The 14,248-nt window shown below is 67.2% G+C and carries 15 protein-coding genes; 9 read left to right on the top strand and 6 right to left on the bottom strand.

Annotation, left to right across the window (positions count from 1 at the left end):
- The first annotated feature begins 167 nt into the window (after window positions 1-167).
- The 3 genes from RAH32_RS16660 to RAH32_RS16650 all read left to right on the top strand — a co-directional run bounded on the left by RAH32_RS16660 (window position 168) and on the right by RAH32_RS16650 (window position 3,426).
- The gene (locus RAH32_RS16660) at window positions 168-1,211 is read left to right on the top strand and encodes a DUF7146 domain-containing protein (protein WP_306609335.1); all 1,044 of its coding nucleotides are present in this window, start codon (window positions 168-170) and stop codon (window positions 1,209-1,211) included.
- Between the two features lie 328 nt (window positions 1,212-1,539).
- Window positions 1,540-2,475, top strand: coding sequence for a DUF2493 domain-containing protein (locus RAH32_RS16655; protein ID WP_306609333.1), 936 nt, complete (start codon window positions 1,540-1,542; stop codon window positions 2,473-2,475).
- Window positions 2,476-2,943: 468 nt separating this feature from the next.
- Window positions 2,944-3,426: a DUF3768 domain-containing protein gene (locus RAH32_RS16650; protein ID WP_306609331.1), complete on the top strand. Its 483-nt coding sequence runs from the start codon at window positions 2,944-2,946 to the stop codon at window positions 3,424-3,426.
- Between the two features lie 74 nt (window positions 3,427-3,500).
- Here RAH32_RS16650 and RAH32_RS16645 read toward each other — a convergent pair whose 3' ends face one another.
- On the bottom strand, window positions 3,501-3,821 hold the full coding sequence (locus RAH32_RS16645) for a DUF1330 domain-containing protein (RefSeq protein ID WP_306609330.1): 321 nt from the start codon (window positions 3,819-3,821) through the stop codon (window positions 3,501-3,503).
- Between the two features lie 316 nt (window positions 3,822-4,137).
- Here RAH32_RS16645 and RAH32_RS16640 point away from each other — a divergent pair, with 316 nt between their 5' ends.
- The 6 genes from RAH32_RS16640 to RAH32_RS16615 all read left to right on the top strand — a co-directional run bounded on the left by RAH32_RS16640 (window position 4,138) and on the right by RAH32_RS16615 (window position 8,460).
- Window positions 4,138-4,344: a cold-shock protein gene (locus tag RAH32_RS16640; protein WP_306609328.1), complete on the top strand. Its 207-nt coding sequence runs from the start codon at window positions 4,138-4,140 to the stop codon at window positions 4,342-4,344.
- Window positions 4,345-4,484: 140 nt separating this feature from the next.
- Complete coding sequence (locus RAH32_RS16635; protein ID WP_306609326.1) at window positions 4,485-4,766, top strand: hypothetical protein; 282 nt, start codon at window positions 4,485-4,487, stop codon at window positions 4,764-4,766.
- Window positions 4,767-5,390: 624 nt separating this feature from the next.
- A complete protein-coding gene (locus RAH32_RS16630) occupies window positions 5,391-5,876 on the top strand; it encodes a DNA mobilization endonuclease VirD1/MobC family subunit (RefSeq protein ID WP_306609324.1) in 486 nt (161 codons plus the stop codon).
- Window positions 5,857-7,746 (top strand): relaxase/mobilization nuclease domain-containing protein, encoded by a 1,890-nt coding sequence (locus tag RAH32_RS16625; protein WP_306609322.1) that lies wholly within the window; start codon window positions 5,857-5,859, stop codon window positions 7,744-7,746. Before RAH32_RS16630 ends, RAH32_RS16625 begins: the two co-directional genes overlap by 20 nt.
- Window positions 7,747-7,906: 160 nt before the next feature.
- A complete protein-coding gene (locus RAH32_RS16620) occupies window positions 7,907-8,164 on the top strand; it encodes a type II toxin-antitoxin system ParD family antitoxin (RefSeq protein ID WP_306609320.1) in 258 nt (85 codons plus the stop codon).
- The gene (locus tag RAH32_RS16615) at window positions 8,143-8,460 is read left to right on the top strand and encodes a type II toxin-antitoxin system RelE/ParE family toxin (protein WP_306609318.1); all 318 of its coding nucleotides are present in this window, start codon (window positions 8,143-8,145) and stop codon (window positions 8,458-8,460) included. Before RAH32_RS16620 ends, RAH32_RS16615 begins: the two co-directional genes overlap by 22 nt.
- Before the next feature lie 64 nt (window positions 8,461-8,524).
- Here the strand turns inward: RAH32_RS16615 and RAH32_RS16610 are convergent, their stop codons facing one another.
- From RAH32_RS16610 to RAH32_RS16590, 5 genes are read right to left on the bottom strand one after another with little or no spacing between them, the layout of a single operon-like run.
- A complete protein-coding gene (locus tag RAH32_RS16610) occupies window positions 8,525-10,456 on the bottom strand; it encodes a type IV secretory system conjugative DNA transfer family protein (protein ID WP_306609316.1) in 1,932 nt (643 codons plus the stop codon).
- Window positions 10,453-11,451, bottom strand: coding sequence for an ATPase, T2SS/T4P/T4SS family (locus tag RAH32_RS16605; protein ID WP_306609313.1), 999 nt, complete (start codon window positions 11,449-11,451; stop codon window positions 10,453-10,455). Before RAH32_RS16605 ends, RAH32_RS16610 begins: the two co-directional genes overlap by 4 nt.
- Window positions 11,448-12,824 (bottom strand): TraB/TrbI/VirB10 family type IV secretion system protein, encoded by a 1,377-nt coding sequence (locus RAH32_RS16600; protein WP_306609312.1) that lies wholly within the window; start codon window positions 12,822-12,824, stop codon window positions 11,448-11,450. Before RAH32_RS16600 ends, RAH32_RS16605 begins: the two co-directional genes overlap by 4 nt.
- The gene (locus RAH32_RS16595; protein ID WP_306609311.1) at window positions 12,824-13,555 is read right to left on the bottom strand and encodes a TrbG/VirB9 family P-type conjugative transfer protein; all 732 of its coding nucleotides are present in this window, start codon (window positions 13,553-13,555) and stop codon (window positions 12,824-12,826) included. The genes RAH32_RS16600 and RAH32_RS16595 overlap by 1 nt, the downstream gene beginning before the upstream one ends.
- Window positions 13,552-14,238: a VirB8 family type IV secretion system protein gene (locus RAH32_RS16590; protein WP_306609309.1), complete on the bottom strand. Its 687-nt coding sequence runs from the start codon at window positions 14,236-14,238 to the stop codon at window positions 13,552-13,554. Before RAH32_RS16590 ends, RAH32_RS16595 begins: the two co-directional genes overlap by 4 nt.
- Window positions 14,239-14,248 lie beyond the last annotated feature (10 nt).

Below are 14,248 nucleotides of genomic sequence, written 5' to 3'. Positions count from 1 at the left end.
TGGAGACGGCCGGCAAAGACAGAGGGGGGTCGGGGCAGGGGGTGAGCCGATGCGGTCGAGAGAGTGCCGCGAGCTCGTCTTTCCGCCCTCGGGAAAACGCCGCGACCGAGGGTCCGCGGTCCGGACCCCGGAGGAGGCAGATACCCCAGCACACAGGAGGTCCTCTGATGCCCCATCGTGACGCATCCGATCTGGCGATCCGTCTTGGCCGGGAGGCCGAGTCGGTCTGCCGCCATTACCTGTCGTCCGGCCATCGTGTCGGCAACTATTGGCTGGTGGGCGATGTGAGAAACACCCCCGGCCGCTCGATGTTCGTGCGCTTGGCAGGCCCGGAAACCGGCGGGGGTGCTGCGGGCCGCTGGTCCGATGCCGCCACAGGCGAGCACGGCGATCTGCTCGACCTCATCCGCGAAGCGGCCGGCCTTCTCGACTTCAAGGATGTGGCTGCCGAGGCACGCCGGTTTCTTGCGCTTCCCCATTCCGATCCGGCCTCGGTCCAGACAGCAGGTGGCGGGACATCTCGCCGGGCACCCGGCTCGCGGCAGGCGGCACGGCGGCTCTTCGCCATGGCCGAACCGATCGGCGGCACGCTCGCGGCAACCTATCTGGCCAACAGGGCAATCACCTGCCTTTCCTCCACGGGCGCGCTGCGCTTCCACCCCCGGTGCTACTACCGGCCGGACGGGCAGGCGCGCCCCGAAGCCCGCCCGGCGATGATTGCCGCTGTCACCGACCTTTCTGGCCGCCAGACCGGCGCGCATCGCACCTGGCTTGCCGCCGATGGGTTGGACAAGGCCCCGATCGCCACGCCGCGCCGGGCCATGGGGGAGCTTCTCGGCCACGGCGTCCGCTTCGGAGTAGCCGATGATGTGCTGGCCGTGGGCGAGGGCATCGAGACTGTGCTGTCGCCGCGCCAGGTACTTCCCGGCATGCCGATGCTGGCTGCGCTCTCGGCCGCCCATCTTGCCGCCGTGCTCTTCCCTCCCACGTTGCGCCGCCTTTATGTCCTGTGCGACCGTGACCCCGCCGGCAACAGAGCGCGCGACAGCCTTCTGGCCCGAGCGGCCAGCCTCGGCATCGAGGCGATTGCCCTTGTGCCCGTCGGAGGCGACTTCAATGACGACCTGCGGCACTTCGGGCTGCAAGCCCTGCAAGCGGCGCTGAAGGACGCGCTGCATCCTGACGACCGGCACCGTTTCCTGAAGGGGTGAGGGCAGGCTCGGGGGTGCAGGGGTGCCAGCCTCTGCCCTTTGGCCGGGTCCCTCCCTGTCCCGGTCACCTCTCCTTCACGCGCGGAGATCCGCGTTCCAGGCCTTCGAGGAGGGCAATCGGCGCACAGCCGGATCGGCCGGGCAATGGCGGCGGCCGACTATTTTCCGCCGCGTCCTGCGGACGCTTTGCATCGCGAAGCAAAATAGCCGGCCTTGGCCATCAAGGCCCTCGCGAGGCGCGAGGGCTGCCCGTCCGGCCCGCCCGTGCGCTGCGATGCCCGCGAAGGCCGCGAGAAACGCGCGCCCCGCCCCATCGAAGGAGAACGCGATGACACAGGATCCCGACGACCAGGCCCCCGAGCCGGTCCATACCGCCTCCCAGACCGACCACGTCCTGACCGAACTCCAGCTTTACGGCTGGCGCCCCTTTCAGGACGAGCCTGATCCCCGGCCGCTGCCCGAGGCCGATACCGTCTCCAGCGCCGTGTCCGACATCTTCGACGCCCTGGTGGCGAGCCTCAGTGACACCCGGCTCGAGCCCGATCTCGAGGAACTGCTCTGGGGCACCGTCAATCTCTTCCACCGTGCCGCGGCCCGCGTCGAGCGCGAACTCGACAGCAACGAACTGGCGCAGCGCCGCCTGCAGCGCGAGCAGGACGGCAGCGAGGTGAAGTCGGTTGAGCTCGAGCGCCTCACGGCCGAAGGGCAGACCCTGATCGAACGGCGCGCCGGCATGGAGCTCTTCCGCGACCTCGCCACCGAGGCCTTCGAGCACCACACCGGCAGTGCCTGGCGGCCACGCACCGGCTCGATGGTCAGCCACCGCCATCTCACGGCGGCGATGATCGACAGCCGCGACTTTCTGGCCGCCAAGCGCCGGGCCGAGACCGAGGTGATGCTGCCTGCCGGGCCAAAGGTGGCCCTGACCGGCGGCGCGGACTTCAACGACCACCGGCTGATCTGGGCCAGGCTCGATCAGGTCCATGCCAAGCACCCCGACATGGTGCTCCTGCATGGCGGCTCACCCAAGGGCGCGGAACTCATTGCATCCCGCTGGGCCGATCACCGCAAGGTGCCCCAGATCGCCTTCCGTCCCGACTGGACGAGGCACGGCAAGGCCGCACCCTTCAAGCGCAATGACGCGCTGCTCGATGTCCTGCCGGTCGGTGTCCTGGTCTTCCCCGGCACCGGCATCCAGGAGAACCTGGCTGACAAGGCCCGCAAGCTGGGCATCCCGGTGATGAAGATCGAGTGCGGCGCGTAAGCGCCGTTCTCTACAGCCCTCTGCCTGCCACGGCTTCGTTGTCGGACGCAGCCTGCTGCGCCGCTCTGCGGCGTGTGGTCCGGAAAAGCTCCGGTGGCGCGTGGAGCGCCGTGCAGGGGGGATTCGGACGAGCCGAACGCCCCCTGCAGGATGGCGCAGCGCCGGACCCGCACCGGGGCCGGAAGGGAAGGAAGAGGGGAACCGCCGGTTCCCCCGTCAACCGCAAAATGCGGCGCCCCAAGGGGGCACCCCCATCTTCCGCGCCGCCAAGCGGCGGCTTGTGCAGACGGGGCCCCCGACCCTTGGGGCTTGATTTTCCAGTTGCCGGGCCCCCCTCCCGCCCTCGCCGGGAGGCAGCCCAGGAAGGTGAGACGCGCCGGGGGCGCGGCTCGCCTTCCTGGCCCGCTCCCATTCTTGAAGAAGAGCAAGGCCGTGAGGTGATCGCCAGATCAGAAGGAGGGTTTTCTCATGACGCGCTATCAATGCATCTCCTGCGAGGCCACCCAGATCACGGCAGGCATCCGTCCAGACGCTTGCCGCCATTGCGCGGGGCCGGTCTTCGATCTCGACCGCTACGAGGCCGCATTGGCCGAGGCGCGGATCATCGGGGCGCAGAACGACGCCTTCCGGGCGGCCCTTGGGCAGACCGAATGGCAGGGCGAGACTCTGCGCGGCAGGGTGGTCGTGACGCGCGGGATCGTTGCCCGGGGCCCTGACTTCGTGGACGCGGCCCTCGACCGGGTGCGCACCGACGCGGCGGTCATGGACGATCATGGCACCGATGGCGTCCGCAGCTTCGGCATGCCGGATGTGCCGCACGGAGACGAGACCGTGCGCATCTACTGGAAGATCGACCTTTACGACACCGACGGGCTGATGGGACCGGAGGTGGAAAGCGATCCGGAGCAGACGATCCGCATCCTCACCGTCTGTCTGCCCGACGAATATTGATCTCGCATGGGCGGCTTCGAGACGAGGGGCCGCCCGAAGATCTAACAGGGCGTGCTGCTTCCCGTTCACTCCGGTCAGGCCGTCTCGTCCGGCTGTTGTCCTTCGTATCCGGGCACGATCGCCAGGTCCATGATGGCCTTGCCCGCTCTGAGCCGCATGGCCTCCTCATATTCGGGTGAGGCATAGCAGGCCACGGCTGCATCAAGGCTCGGAAACTCGATCACCACCACGCGGGAGCGGGGGTTGCCTTCCGAGACCTCGCTCTTGGAGCCGCGCGTCAGGAAACGCCCGCCATACTTGCGAAAGGCCTTGCCGTTCTCTGCGATGTAATCCTTGTAGCCCTCCGGGTCGGTCACATCGGCAAATGCGACCCAATAGCCCTTCGTCATGATCATGGCCCTTCCTTGCTTTGCGCCCAGCATAGGGAAGACGCGAGCACAACGCGACCGGCGAGATGCTCAATCGCACACTGCCCCATGACCCGTTCCCGCAGTGTGACGACGACGGCTTGGAGATAGGGTCCTCGCAGAATAGGGACAGGTCCGTCCCGCCTGTCGCCTGTGCAACGCGTGCAGTCCCCCGGGCCCGGCCGAGCCGTCGCCTCGGACGTGGCCGCAGCAGGTTTGCTCTGCCGGCCCCCGATCAGAAATCTCTTGCTGCGCGGCTGAGCGCTATGCCAAGCAAGGTCTTGTTGTGCAGCGGAGAGGGACAATGGCGCGCGGGACAGTCAAGTGGTTCAACACCGACAAGGGATATGGCTTCATTGAGCCGGAGGCCGGAGGCGGGGATGTGTTTGTCCATATCACGGCCGTTCAGCGCGCCGGACTGGACACGCTGCGGGATGGGCAGAAAGTCTCCTTTGAGCTGGAAACCGGCCGCAACGGCAAGACAAGCGCGGTCGATCTGCAGGCCGTCTGAGACGACGAGGCGGTCGCCGCCCTGCCGCAAACGTGCTGCGGGTGCGGACCTCTTCACAAGATCGGTCGGCACCATCCGGTCCTCTTAACGGCTCCTTAACCGGGTCTGCCTTATGCAAATAGCGCATAAGAGGATCGGGCATGAGCTACCGGATCACCACCTACAGCGCCTTGCAGGCCAACCTGTCGGCGGCCAACACGGCCGTGATGCTGTGTCGGGCCAACATCGGTCGGCTGCCAATGTCCAGCCAAGAGCGTGAGGAGACGATCGATCGGATCAGAAAGCAGATCGGCGAATTGGAGACGCTCATCCTGGAGCTTGAAGGACCCGGCCGCAAGCGCGCCGCACCCTTCATCCGGACGCGGATCAGAAAGGCACCACCGCCCCGCCGGGCCAGCACCCTGTCGGACAACAGGACGTAACAGCGGATCCCGATAACAAGGACCCAGGCGAAGGCGCGCCCGTGCTTCACGAAAGGGTCCCGGAGATCTTTCCCGCCTCCGACACCGATGGCACCACGCCTCACGGATGGGGGATCTCTCAGCCGGGCGGGAACACTCTGAAACCAACCACACACACCCGCTCGGCTGATAAGACCTTTATGTCTGCGTCGGGCCTCAGGAGATAGTTGTTCTTTCGGGCAGGGGGGCAGTGCTCTTTAGCAATGGCTCCTGGAGGCTGCGGCTCACCCGCTGTGACCTATTGCCCGAGCCCTCTGTTCAGCAGGGACCCGCCGGGGTAGAGCAGTGCGGTCAGGTCGAGCGGCGAAGCCGAGAAGCGCAGCTTAGGTCGGCCTCGGCCGTGACCAAGCCATCGGGCGGACGACCTCCTGAGAAGCTGTCAGACGCTCCTGACGGTGTGGGGGTGATCTCCTCTCTGTGCGGGACAAAACCCGTGACAGATCCCGTAAATTGTGGCATGCTGAAAAGGGTGTAGGCATGGCAGGAAATGCGCGATGTCTACACCAGTGGACAGGAGCGCCCATGGCCCTTCGAGACACGACCCCGCCCCCGGCAGACACAGCGCGCCCTGGCGATGATGGGCGGTTGACCGCGAAGCCGCGCCGCCAATCCAAGCCGGCCGCGACGCCGGGTACCAGCCAGCCTCGGCGCAGCCGGGAGACCGCCACCACGGAGGGCAAGCCCGTCTCGGCGCGGCTGTCGCCTGCCGAGAGGGAGGCGCTCGAGACCCTGAAGGCGTGCCATGGCCTCGGCTCGAACTCGGATGCGCTCCGCGCCCTGGTGCGCTCTGCCTCGGGGATGCTGGAGGCGGAGCCGGCCACAGCCGCCGGGCTGGAGGCGATCCGGGCCGAGCTGCACGGGATCGGCGTCGCCGTGAACGCGATCGCCCTGGCGGCGGGCCAGGGCCGGATCGATCCACGTCCCGAGCACTGGGCGGCGCTCAGTGCCTTGCGGCAGGCCTTGCCGGAGATGCGCTCCTATCTGCGGGCGGTGGTGGACGAGCAGCGTCGGCGCGGCATCCGGCTGTTTGCCGAGTTCAGGGAGGCGGAGAATGGCGGGCCTCGCGGATGACCTGATCGGCGAGATCCGGCTGCGCCGCGCCGGCGGCCGCGTGGCCCGGGACAGCGGGTTCGGCAAGGCGCGGGGACGCCGGTCCGGGGCAGGGGGGTCGTCCTTCTCGGCGCGAGCCCGCAATCTGTGGCGGGTCGGCCAGGGCTCGAACGCCGCGGTGCTGAAGAAGATCGCCCGCGGCGGCACGCTAACGCCGGGCCGGCTCAAGGCCCAGCTCCGGTATCTCTTCACGAAGTCCGAGGCCGTGTTCGGCAACACCATCGGGCTTGATCCCGACGCGGAGGTGCTCTCGGCCGATCAGCGCCGCGCCATCGCGCTCGACTGGTCGGACGGCTGGCGGGGCGATCCGAAGAACGGCCACACCACGCATCTGCTGATCTCCTTCCCCTATGACCTTTCCCCCAAGAAGGCGCTGCGCATTGCCGAAGCCTGGGCCTTCGAGATGTTCCAGTCAGGCACTCATATGCAGGATGAATGGGCCTATGTGGCGGCACTGCATACCGACCGCTCGCATCCGCATGTGCATATCGTGGTGAACAACCGCGGGCTCGAGGAGGGCACCTGGTTCTTCATGGCAAGGGAGCATGCCTTCAACCTCGCCACCATGAAGGAGCGGCTGGTCGAGATCGCGGGCGGGATGGGCGTGGAGCTCGATGCCTCCTCGCGGCTCGAGCGGGGCATCCTGACCTATGGGCCCACCCGCGCCGAGATCGAGGGCGCCGCGCGCGAGCATCGTCCGGTGCGCGAGCGGGCGCTGCACGGACCCGCCCTTGAGGAAGGGCTGGCGGTGGTCACGCGCAGCGCCGCCACGCTGCGGCTGCTGGCGGGGATCGCCAGCCTCGCCCGGCTCAAGGAGGTGAAGCTGCGCATGGAACGGGCCGCCGCGATCCTGGAGGCAGGCGGCATCGTGAGTTCGAAAACCCTGGAGGGTGAGATGATGGATGTGCAGAACACGGACGCGCCGCGGACCCGGCAGGATCTGGACCGAGTCTTCTCGGGCTGGCTCGATCGGGTCGAAGGCGAGATCGCCACGCTGGGACCCAAGGACCGGCGCAGGATGCGCATTGAGCTGGCCAAGGTCACGACCGCGATCCTGCGCGACCTTGGCGATGCGCGCGGGGCCGAACTGGTGATGGAGCCGCCGCGCTCGACGCTTTACCGGACCGAACTGGACGGGGACGCCATCACCCGGGGCAGCGCGACACGGGTGCTGAGCGGAGAGACCACCCGCGAGATCCGCGCGGCAGTCGTGGCGGCGGCCGAGGCGGTGGGCATCGAGCGCGGCGCAATGGAGCGGCGGCTCGAGCATCGCGCCGCGAATGCCTGGCAGGAGCGGGAATGGGTCAAGGCGGACCTCAGGGCCGTCGCGGCCGCGCAAGGGCTCGATCTGGAGGACGCCAAGGGGCGCGCGCAGGCCGCAGATCTTCTGGACCGCTTCCATGCCCGGGCCACGACGATCCTGGACGGGGCCCTGGGGATCGGTGCGATCGAAAGGACCGCCCACCAGCAAGACGACGACCGCCTGGTCCGCACCCTGGAGACGCTGGCCACGGTGCACCACCGGCACGGCCGGGTGGAGTTCGAGCGGGAGGATCATGCCGAGCGCTTTGCCACTGACCTGAAGGAGCGCTACGGCGAGACGATCATGGCGCAGATCGCCAGGGGTGACACCTCGGCACTAGCCGCCGACTTTCCCGAGGCAGGCTCACGGCGCGAGATTGCCCGCGCCCTGGTGGCAGCCGCCGAGAGCCACGAAAGCATGGGGCTGTCCCGGCGGCAGGCGGAGATCGCCAGGGAACGGCTGAACGAGCATCCCCGCGAGCAGGCACCGCACGAGCTTGTCCGCAAGGAGCACGATCTGGATTTGTAAGGGCGGCAAGCGGCGTTTGACCGGTCGGAACGTGCCTGACGACGCTGTCGTTTGCGCCACGACCTAGAGTCCAAGAAAGTAACTCATGTCATCGACCAAAAGTGTGACTTGATAACTGTTATGAAACTTGCCACCTTGGTTCCAGCATAAGGAGCAGGACATGCTGAGTGCCGAACTTGGACCGAAGCTTGAAAGCTATGTGGCGGAGCTTGTCGAAAGCGGCCGCTACAACTCGAAAAGCGAGGTCGTGCGCGAGGGCATCCGCCTGATCCAGGAGCGCGAGATGCGCTTGGCCGTGCTGGACCAGGCTTTGGCGCGTGGTATGGCCGATGCCGACGCAGGGCGGATGCGGCCTGCTGCGGACGTGGCGGCGCGGCTGACAGCCAGATACGAGGCATGGCCGCGCGACACGGAATGATCGTCGAGATCACCGCCACGGCCGAGGCGGACCTGGAGGGGATCGGCGACTATATCGCGCGCGACAATCCTGCCCGCGCCGTGACCTTCATCCGGGAGCTTTACCAGTGCTGCATGGACCTGGCGGAGATGCCGCTGGCATGGCCGATCGTGCCCCGCCATGAGCGCCACGGCATTCGGCGCCGGGTGCATGGGCGCTATCTGATCTTTTATCGCGTCACCCCTGAGCGGATCACGATCCTGCATGTCGTGAACGGCGCCATGGACATCGAGGCGATCCTGTTCCCGGACGGGTGACGCCGCGGGGCAGCAATCCCAAGCCGGATCGAAGCCCCCCAGGACACCGGCATCGTGGCCCTGCTCACGACGGGTCGATCTCTGCGGCAGCGGCTTTCGTTTCCCGCAGCTGGCGATCGAAATCGTCCATCCCGGCCTGTACTGCTGCAACAACGTCATTGCCCACGACAACGGAACCCGCCGAGACTTCCGGCTCTCCCAGGACTGTCTGCGCCAGATGCGCCGTCGACACCGCAGGCTTCGTCGCAGGATGGGAAGGCCGTGCCGGAGAATAGACAACCCGGGCATCGCGCAGCGCGGCCACCTCCGCCCGGAGGGTGTCGAGTTCGTCCCGCAGGGGATCGGGATAGGGCAGCGGTCCCTTCTGGGCATCGACAAGGGACTTGAACCGGACGTCCTCATAATAGACGATCCGGTCGGCCAAAATGGGGTTCTGCCGCTCGGGGATCAGGATGACCTTGTCCGGGGCGAGCCTGCGGATCTCGTCGGCCGTCATCAGCGGACGCTCCTCGTTGCGCCGCGAGACTGACCGTTTCAGCAAACCCTTGCCGTCCTGCGAGTAGCTGTCGCTCAGCGCCAGCCGGGTGGTCTTGCCCAGGGCCTCGGCCACCTCGCCGGCGGTCTTTTTCTCGTTGGGGGCGATATAGAGCTTCATCCCGGCGGCGGCCTCGATCGAGAGCCGCTCGTTCTCGGAGTAGATGCTTTCCAGCCCCGGCACCGACTGGGTGATGATCGACACCCGCGCGCCATGACCGGCAAGCTGCTTCAGCGATTGCACGATAATCGGCATGGGGCCAAGCTGGTCGAACTCGTCGAGGATGATCTGCACCGGCCAGGGCTCGAGCTTCGGGTCGGGGATGCGCGCCCGCATGGTGGCGATCAGTTCGCCGAACATCAGCCGCAAGAGGGGTGCCAGCGTCGGAATGTCGTCGGAATTGGCGACGACATAGATCGCATGCGGGCTGCGGCGGATGTCGTTCCAGGAAAAGTCGTTGACCGCCGTGACCTTGTCGATGCGCGGGTTCAGCCACAATCCCAGGCCCGCCCCGTCAAGGACCGAGACATAGGAAGACAGCGTCCGGTCCGAGTAGCCCGAGAAGTTCAGAAAGATCGTGGCCGAAGGGGCGTGGCGCGTCTCGCCCGCAAGCCTGCGAAAGGCGATCTCCTTGTTGGCGGTATCGAAAAGAAGACGGGCGATGGCGCCGATGCTGGCCGTGCCACGCTCGAGGGCCAGCATCCCGGCAGCCACAAAAAGCTGCCGCGCGCCTACGACGAAGTCCGACGCGCCGCCCTTCTCGGTCTTCGGGATCAGGAAATAGCTGGCGAGCTTCGAAAGTTCGGTAAAGCGTTGATCGGTGTCAGCGATGCGGGCGATCCGCTCAAGGGGATTGTAGCGGTGCGTCGGATGTTCGAAGTCGAAGGGCGCGATGCGAAACACCCGATCGCCCCCGCCTTGCCGGTGCCGGGCGGTCGCTTCGAAGATCTCGCCCTTGACGTCCATGATGACGCAGGAGCCGGGAAACAGGAGTGTGTTCGGGATGACATAGCCTACCCCCTTGCCCGAGCGGGTCGGCGCGGCCACCAGGGCATGCGGGAACCTGTCATAGCTGCCGCAGACGAAGCGGCCTGTCCTGTGCGGTCTGCCGAACTTGCCGAACACCAGGCCCGCGCCCAGGGGTTGCACGAGCCCGCTGCGCCGCACCTCGCGGCGGCTCTGGAAATGCGCCTTGCCGTAGGTTGTCAGCCGCCGGGAAACGGATAGGACCGCCCCGAGGCTTCCCAGCAGCACTGCGCCCGCCAGCACGATCCCATAGGCCGATCGCCACGGCTCCCGTCCCGCCGCCCGCAGGCCCGGAAAATCGGTGAGGAGCACGAAGGGGTGGCCGGCATTGGGGTTCATGCCCGATTGCCACTGCAGCCACAGGCCACCGATCATCACGCCGACAAAGGCTCCGGTGATCAGGCCGGTCGGGACCGCAACGCTCAGGCGGGTCATGGCCTTTCTCCATCGAGCCCCGGAAACCACGTCTCCAGGATGCCTCGCTCGGTGCCGATCCGGCCGGTCTGCACGATCACGTCGATGGACCCGAGAACGTAGTCGCGGATCTCGGACAGCGTCAACGGCATGCCCGCGCGCATGACCAGGAAGGCGAGCCTGTTGACGGCCTTTCGCGCGCTTGTGGCATGAATGGTCGTGAAGCTGCCCTCGTGCCCGGTGTTGATGACCTCGAGGAAGGTGACCGCCTCTACGCCGCGGAGCTCGCCCAGGATGATCCGGTCGGGACGCAGGCGCAGGGTCATCTCCAGGAGCTTGTCGGCAGAGCGCGTGGAGGCCTCATTCCGTTCGGCGATCAGGCTGACCATGTTCTCCTGGCCGGGAAGCAGTTCGGCCGCATCCTCGATCAGCGCAAGCCGGTGCTCGTCTTCTACCATCCACAAGAGGCGCCGGGCGAGTTCGGTCTTGCCCGATGAGGTGCCCCCAGAGATCACGAGGTTCATGCGGGATTGAACGCAGGCCCGCAGGAACGCGTCTGGATCGTCGCCTTCCGTTGCCAGATCGCGGATGGCGCGCAGCTGTTGGAGCCGTTCCGCCTCCAGCGACACGGTCTGGTCGCGAAAAAAGCGGAAGTGACGGGGCGCAGTGCCGGCTCCCCTGCGGCGGAACACCCGAACCGAGATCACCGTGCCCCCTGCGGAGGCGGGCGGAATGATGGCCTGGCAGCGCAGGGCGGCTCCGGCAACCTCGACAGTGGTCGAGATTGCGGGCTGGCTGTCGGTCAGGGTCAGGCGCTGCTTGTTGGCGATCAGACCCGCCAGATCCCTGACCTCGACGGGCGGGAGGATGATCCCGGCCAAGGACATATGACTGTCGCCTGCGCGCTCGACCCAGACCCGGCCGTCGGCGTTGATGGCGATCTCGATGGTGGCCTCGTCGCCGATTAAGGGCTGCAGGATGCCAAGCCGGGTTTCCAGGTGGCCCACCTCCGTCATGGGAGCATTTCCAGGTCGGCGTTCACCATGACCATGATCACGGCGCCCTGATCGACGCTGATCGTGGCAGGGATGTCGATGTAGTCCTTGATCACCCCGCCGATCGCATCGCTGGCGTTGCTGCCGATGGCCTCAGCAGTGTCGCGGGCGATCCCGTCATCGCTGTCCTCCTCGACAGCGGCCGCCAGCACTGCGGGGGCGGCGCCGATGATCGACACGGCTGCCGCCGCCGAGAAGCGCGCCAGGGTGCGGGTGTTAACCCGGCCCGTCACGCCAGCCCGGCCGACGCGGTCCGTCCCGTAGGCGGCGAGGTCGACCGATTGCCCGTCCGGCGTCACCACCCGGTCCCAGGCCACCATGATCCGCCGCTGGCCTTTCTCGATGGACGAGCTGTAGCGGCCAAACAGCCGCGAGCCGCGCGGGATCAGGACACTGGCCATGTCCATCGACCAGACATCATAGCTGACGGTGGCCGCGACATTGCCTTCGAGCTGGCTGGAGATGGCGTTGGCGAGCGTCGCCTCGATGAGTGTGCCCTGGACCACGGTGCGCGAAGGCTCGGAGATGACCTTCGCCTGGACAGCCTCGGACTGGCCCGCACGCCGGAACCGTTCGGCGGCGTCAGACCGCTCGTCGGTGCCGCTCGCCTCGCTGTCTTCCCCTGTCCCGCCGCCGCCTGACCGGTATGCCACCATCGCCGACTGCGTGCGGGCTTGCAGCAGGGCTTCCTCTTCGGCCCGGCGCGCTTCCATCTCTGCCCGGCGCCGCTCCAGCTCTGCCAGACGCTGCGCTTCCAGGTCGGCCTGCACCTGCGTCTGGCTGGCCAGTTCGGCAGCAAGGTCCAGATCGGATTGCAGGCGCAGGTTCTCGCGGGTCAGCTCATCCAGCGCCTGGTCCTTGCCGGCCATGTCGCCCTTCAGCTGGTCCAGTTCCGCGCGCAGGGCGTCAAGCTCTTCGGATGACGTCGTCGGGTTGGCCCGCGCCGCAGCAAGCTCTGCCCTGGCTGCCGCGAGATCGGCCCTGGCCTGCTCCAGGGCTGCGCGTGCTGCCGCTAACTCAGCCTGGGCCTGCGGATCGGCGACCGTGCGCACAACGCTGCGCGTGTCCGGCAGGGCCAACGCAGGGTTCGGCTCGCTCTCGGTCAACGTAAAGCCGTCAAGCCCGGTGTCGTCCTGGAACTCGCGAACATCCGAGGTCGGCAAGGGGAAGGGAGCCGGATCTCCGGATGGGACAACCGTTGCCACATAGGCGCCCCCGGCAAGTCCGGCCGCCAGCATCCCCGCAGGCAGCGCCAGGCGTCGCCACAGGGGCGGCCTGGCTGCCGGTGGCTTCATCCGGCGCAGCCGTTCTTCCAGGGGATCGGCTTCCGCCATCAGCGCGTCCTCTGCCCGGCACCAGGCTTCGTGCCCTCCACGCAGACATGGGCATCGCCATAGCGCAGCACCCAGCGTTCCGAGCGCGCGCCCACGGTGATGACGGTGCCGTTCACACTGGTGTTGACGCTGTACTCCCGGCCTTTTGCATCGGCCCGGAAGACCGACGGGATCGGCGCGCCCGGCGGGATCTGGAACAGTGTGCGCTTGCCGTCATCCGAGATCCCGATCGGCGCGAACTCCGCGGCACCCCTGCGACTCAGGACGCGGTAGGTCATCGGCACCTCCGCCGGGATTGCCGCCGCCGCGGCCGCGCCGCGGGACCGCGATCCGCCGCTGCCCGGCACGGTGAACTTCACCGACCAGTTGGGCGTGGCTCGCGACGACTCCACGGCATGGATGAAGTAGAAGCGCCGGTTGGTCTCGACCGTCAGGTTGGTGCTGACGCCCTCGAGCACCGGCTTGACGGTGAAGACGTTGGAGCCTTCGAGCTTCTCGACTTGAAAGGCCTCGCTGTCGCCAATGGCAATCGAGCGGATGGTCTCGCCATCGCCAAGCTCGACCAGGGTGACGTTCCGGACCCGGGTGTTGATGGTATATACCTGCCCCTCCTGGAAGGTGGCATAGGTCAGGCGGCTGTCATTTCCACCCGCGCGGGGGCGCGCTTCGGCAAGGGCCAGGGCGGGCAGGGACAGCGCGAGCAGCGCGACGATCGTGACGGAGCGGATCATGGCCTGACCTCCATATCCTGGGCATCAAGGCTTTCGGCCGTGATGCGGTAATCGGTGACGGTGAAGCCGAAGGGGTTTTCCCAAACGAGCTCCACCGCACTCGCGGTCGTCGGCTCGAAGACGTAGCGGACCGTGGCATAGAACTTGCCGATCCGGTCCGGCTCTCCGGGCTTCTCGAGGCGCTTGGTGAAGCGGACCTGGGCGGTGTTCTCGGCGACCGGCGTGATCGAGAGCACATCCACGACGACCTTGCCGCTCGCACCATAGATCAGCGGCGGATAGTTCGGATTAGCCTTGTCCCATTGTGCCTTCAGCGCGGCCTGTACGCGGGTCGTGGACATGCGGTAGACCTTGAGGATGCGGGCCTCGTTGTCGGCCTCGTCATAGGTCTCGCGGTTCTTGACGTAGTTGTAGAGGAGCGACTGTTCGACAGCGGCGCCTTGCTCGACACCGGCCGCCTCGATCCGCACCGCGCGCTCGGCCAGGCCCGTGTCCTTGTCGACGATAGCGAGGAAGGCCTGTGTTTCCTTCAGGGGCAGCGTCAGCCCTGCGAGGGCGACTCCGCCGAGGCCCACCAGAACCCCGCCGATGGCCACGCCCCAGGCCAGCCGCTCGCGCCGGCGGACACCGAAGATCAGTTCGGTTTCCAGGATCGTCCTGCTGTCAGCCTCGCCGTCCTTCATGGCCTTCTCC

The organism is Paracoccus yibinensis, from assembly GCF_030846195.1.
GTDB lineage: Bacteria > Pseudomonadota > Alphaproteobacteria > Rhodobacterales > Rhodobacteraceae > Paracoccus > Paracoccus yibinensis.
This window is presented reverse-complemented; position numbering and strand designations above follow the sequence as displayed.

What these genes read in the sequence shown, in the direction of transcription:
- RAH32_RS16660 (WP_306609335.1), top strand. Translation starts at nt 168, where the DNA reads ATGCCCCATCGTGACGCATCCGATCTGGCGATCCGTCTTGGCCGGGAG.
- RAH32_RS16655 (WP_306609333.1), top strand. Translation starts at nt 1,540, where the DNA reads ATGACACAGGATCCCGACGACCAGGCCCCCGAGCCGGTCCATACCGCC.
- RAH32_RS16650 (WP_306609331.1), top strand. Translation starts at nt 2,944, where the DNA reads ATGACGCGCTATCAATGCATCTCCTGCGAGGCCACCCAGATCACGGCA.
- RAH32_RS16645 (WP_306609330.1), bottom strand. Translation starts at nt 3,821, where the DNA reads ATGATCATGACGAAGGGCTATTGGGTCGCATTTGCCGATGTGACCGAC.
- RAH32_RS16640 (WP_306609328.1), top strand. Translation starts at nt 4,138, where the DNA reads ATGGCGCGCGGGACAGTCAAGTGGTTCAACACCGACAAGGGATATGGC.
- RAH32_RS16635 (WP_306609326.1), top strand. Translation starts at nt 4,485, where the DNA reads ATGAGCTACCGGATCACCACCTACAGCGCCTTGCAGGCCAACCTGTCG.
- RAH32_RS16625 (WP_306609322.1), top strand. Translation starts at nt 5,857, where the DNA reads ATGGCGGGCCTCGCGGATGACCTGATCGGCGAGATCCGGCTGCGCCGC.
- RAH32_RS16620 (WP_306609320.1), top strand. Translation starts at nt 7,907, where the DNA reads ATGCTGAGTGCCGAACTTGGACCGAAGCTTGAAAGCTATGTGGCGGAG.
- RAH32_RS16615 (WP_306609318.1), top strand. Translation starts at nt 8,143, where the DNA reads ATGGCCGCGCGACACGGAATGATCGTCGAGATCACCGCCACGGCCGAG.
- RAH32_RS16610 (WP_306609316.1), bottom strand. Translation starts at nt 10,456, where the DNA reads ATGACCCGCCTGAGCGTTGCGGTCCCGACCGGCCTGATCACCGGAGCC.
- RAH32_RS16605 (WP_306609313.1), bottom strand. Translation starts at nt 11,451, where the DNA reads ATGACGGAGGTGGGCCACCTGGAAACCCGGCTTGGCATCCTGCAGCCC.
- RAH32_RS16600 (WP_306609312.1), bottom strand. Translation starts at nt 12,824, where the DNA reads ATGGCGGAAGCCGATCCCCTGGAAGAACGGCTGCGCCGGATGAAGCCA.
- RAH32_RS16595 (WP_306609311.1), bottom strand. Translation starts at nt 13,555, where the DNA reads ATGATCCGCTCCGTCACGATCGTCGCGCTGCTCGCGCTGTCCCTGCCC.
- RAH32_RS16590 (WP_306609309.1), bottom strand. Translation starts at nt 14,238, where the DNA reads ATGAAGGACGGCGAGGCTGACAGCAGGACGATCCTGGAAACCGAACTG.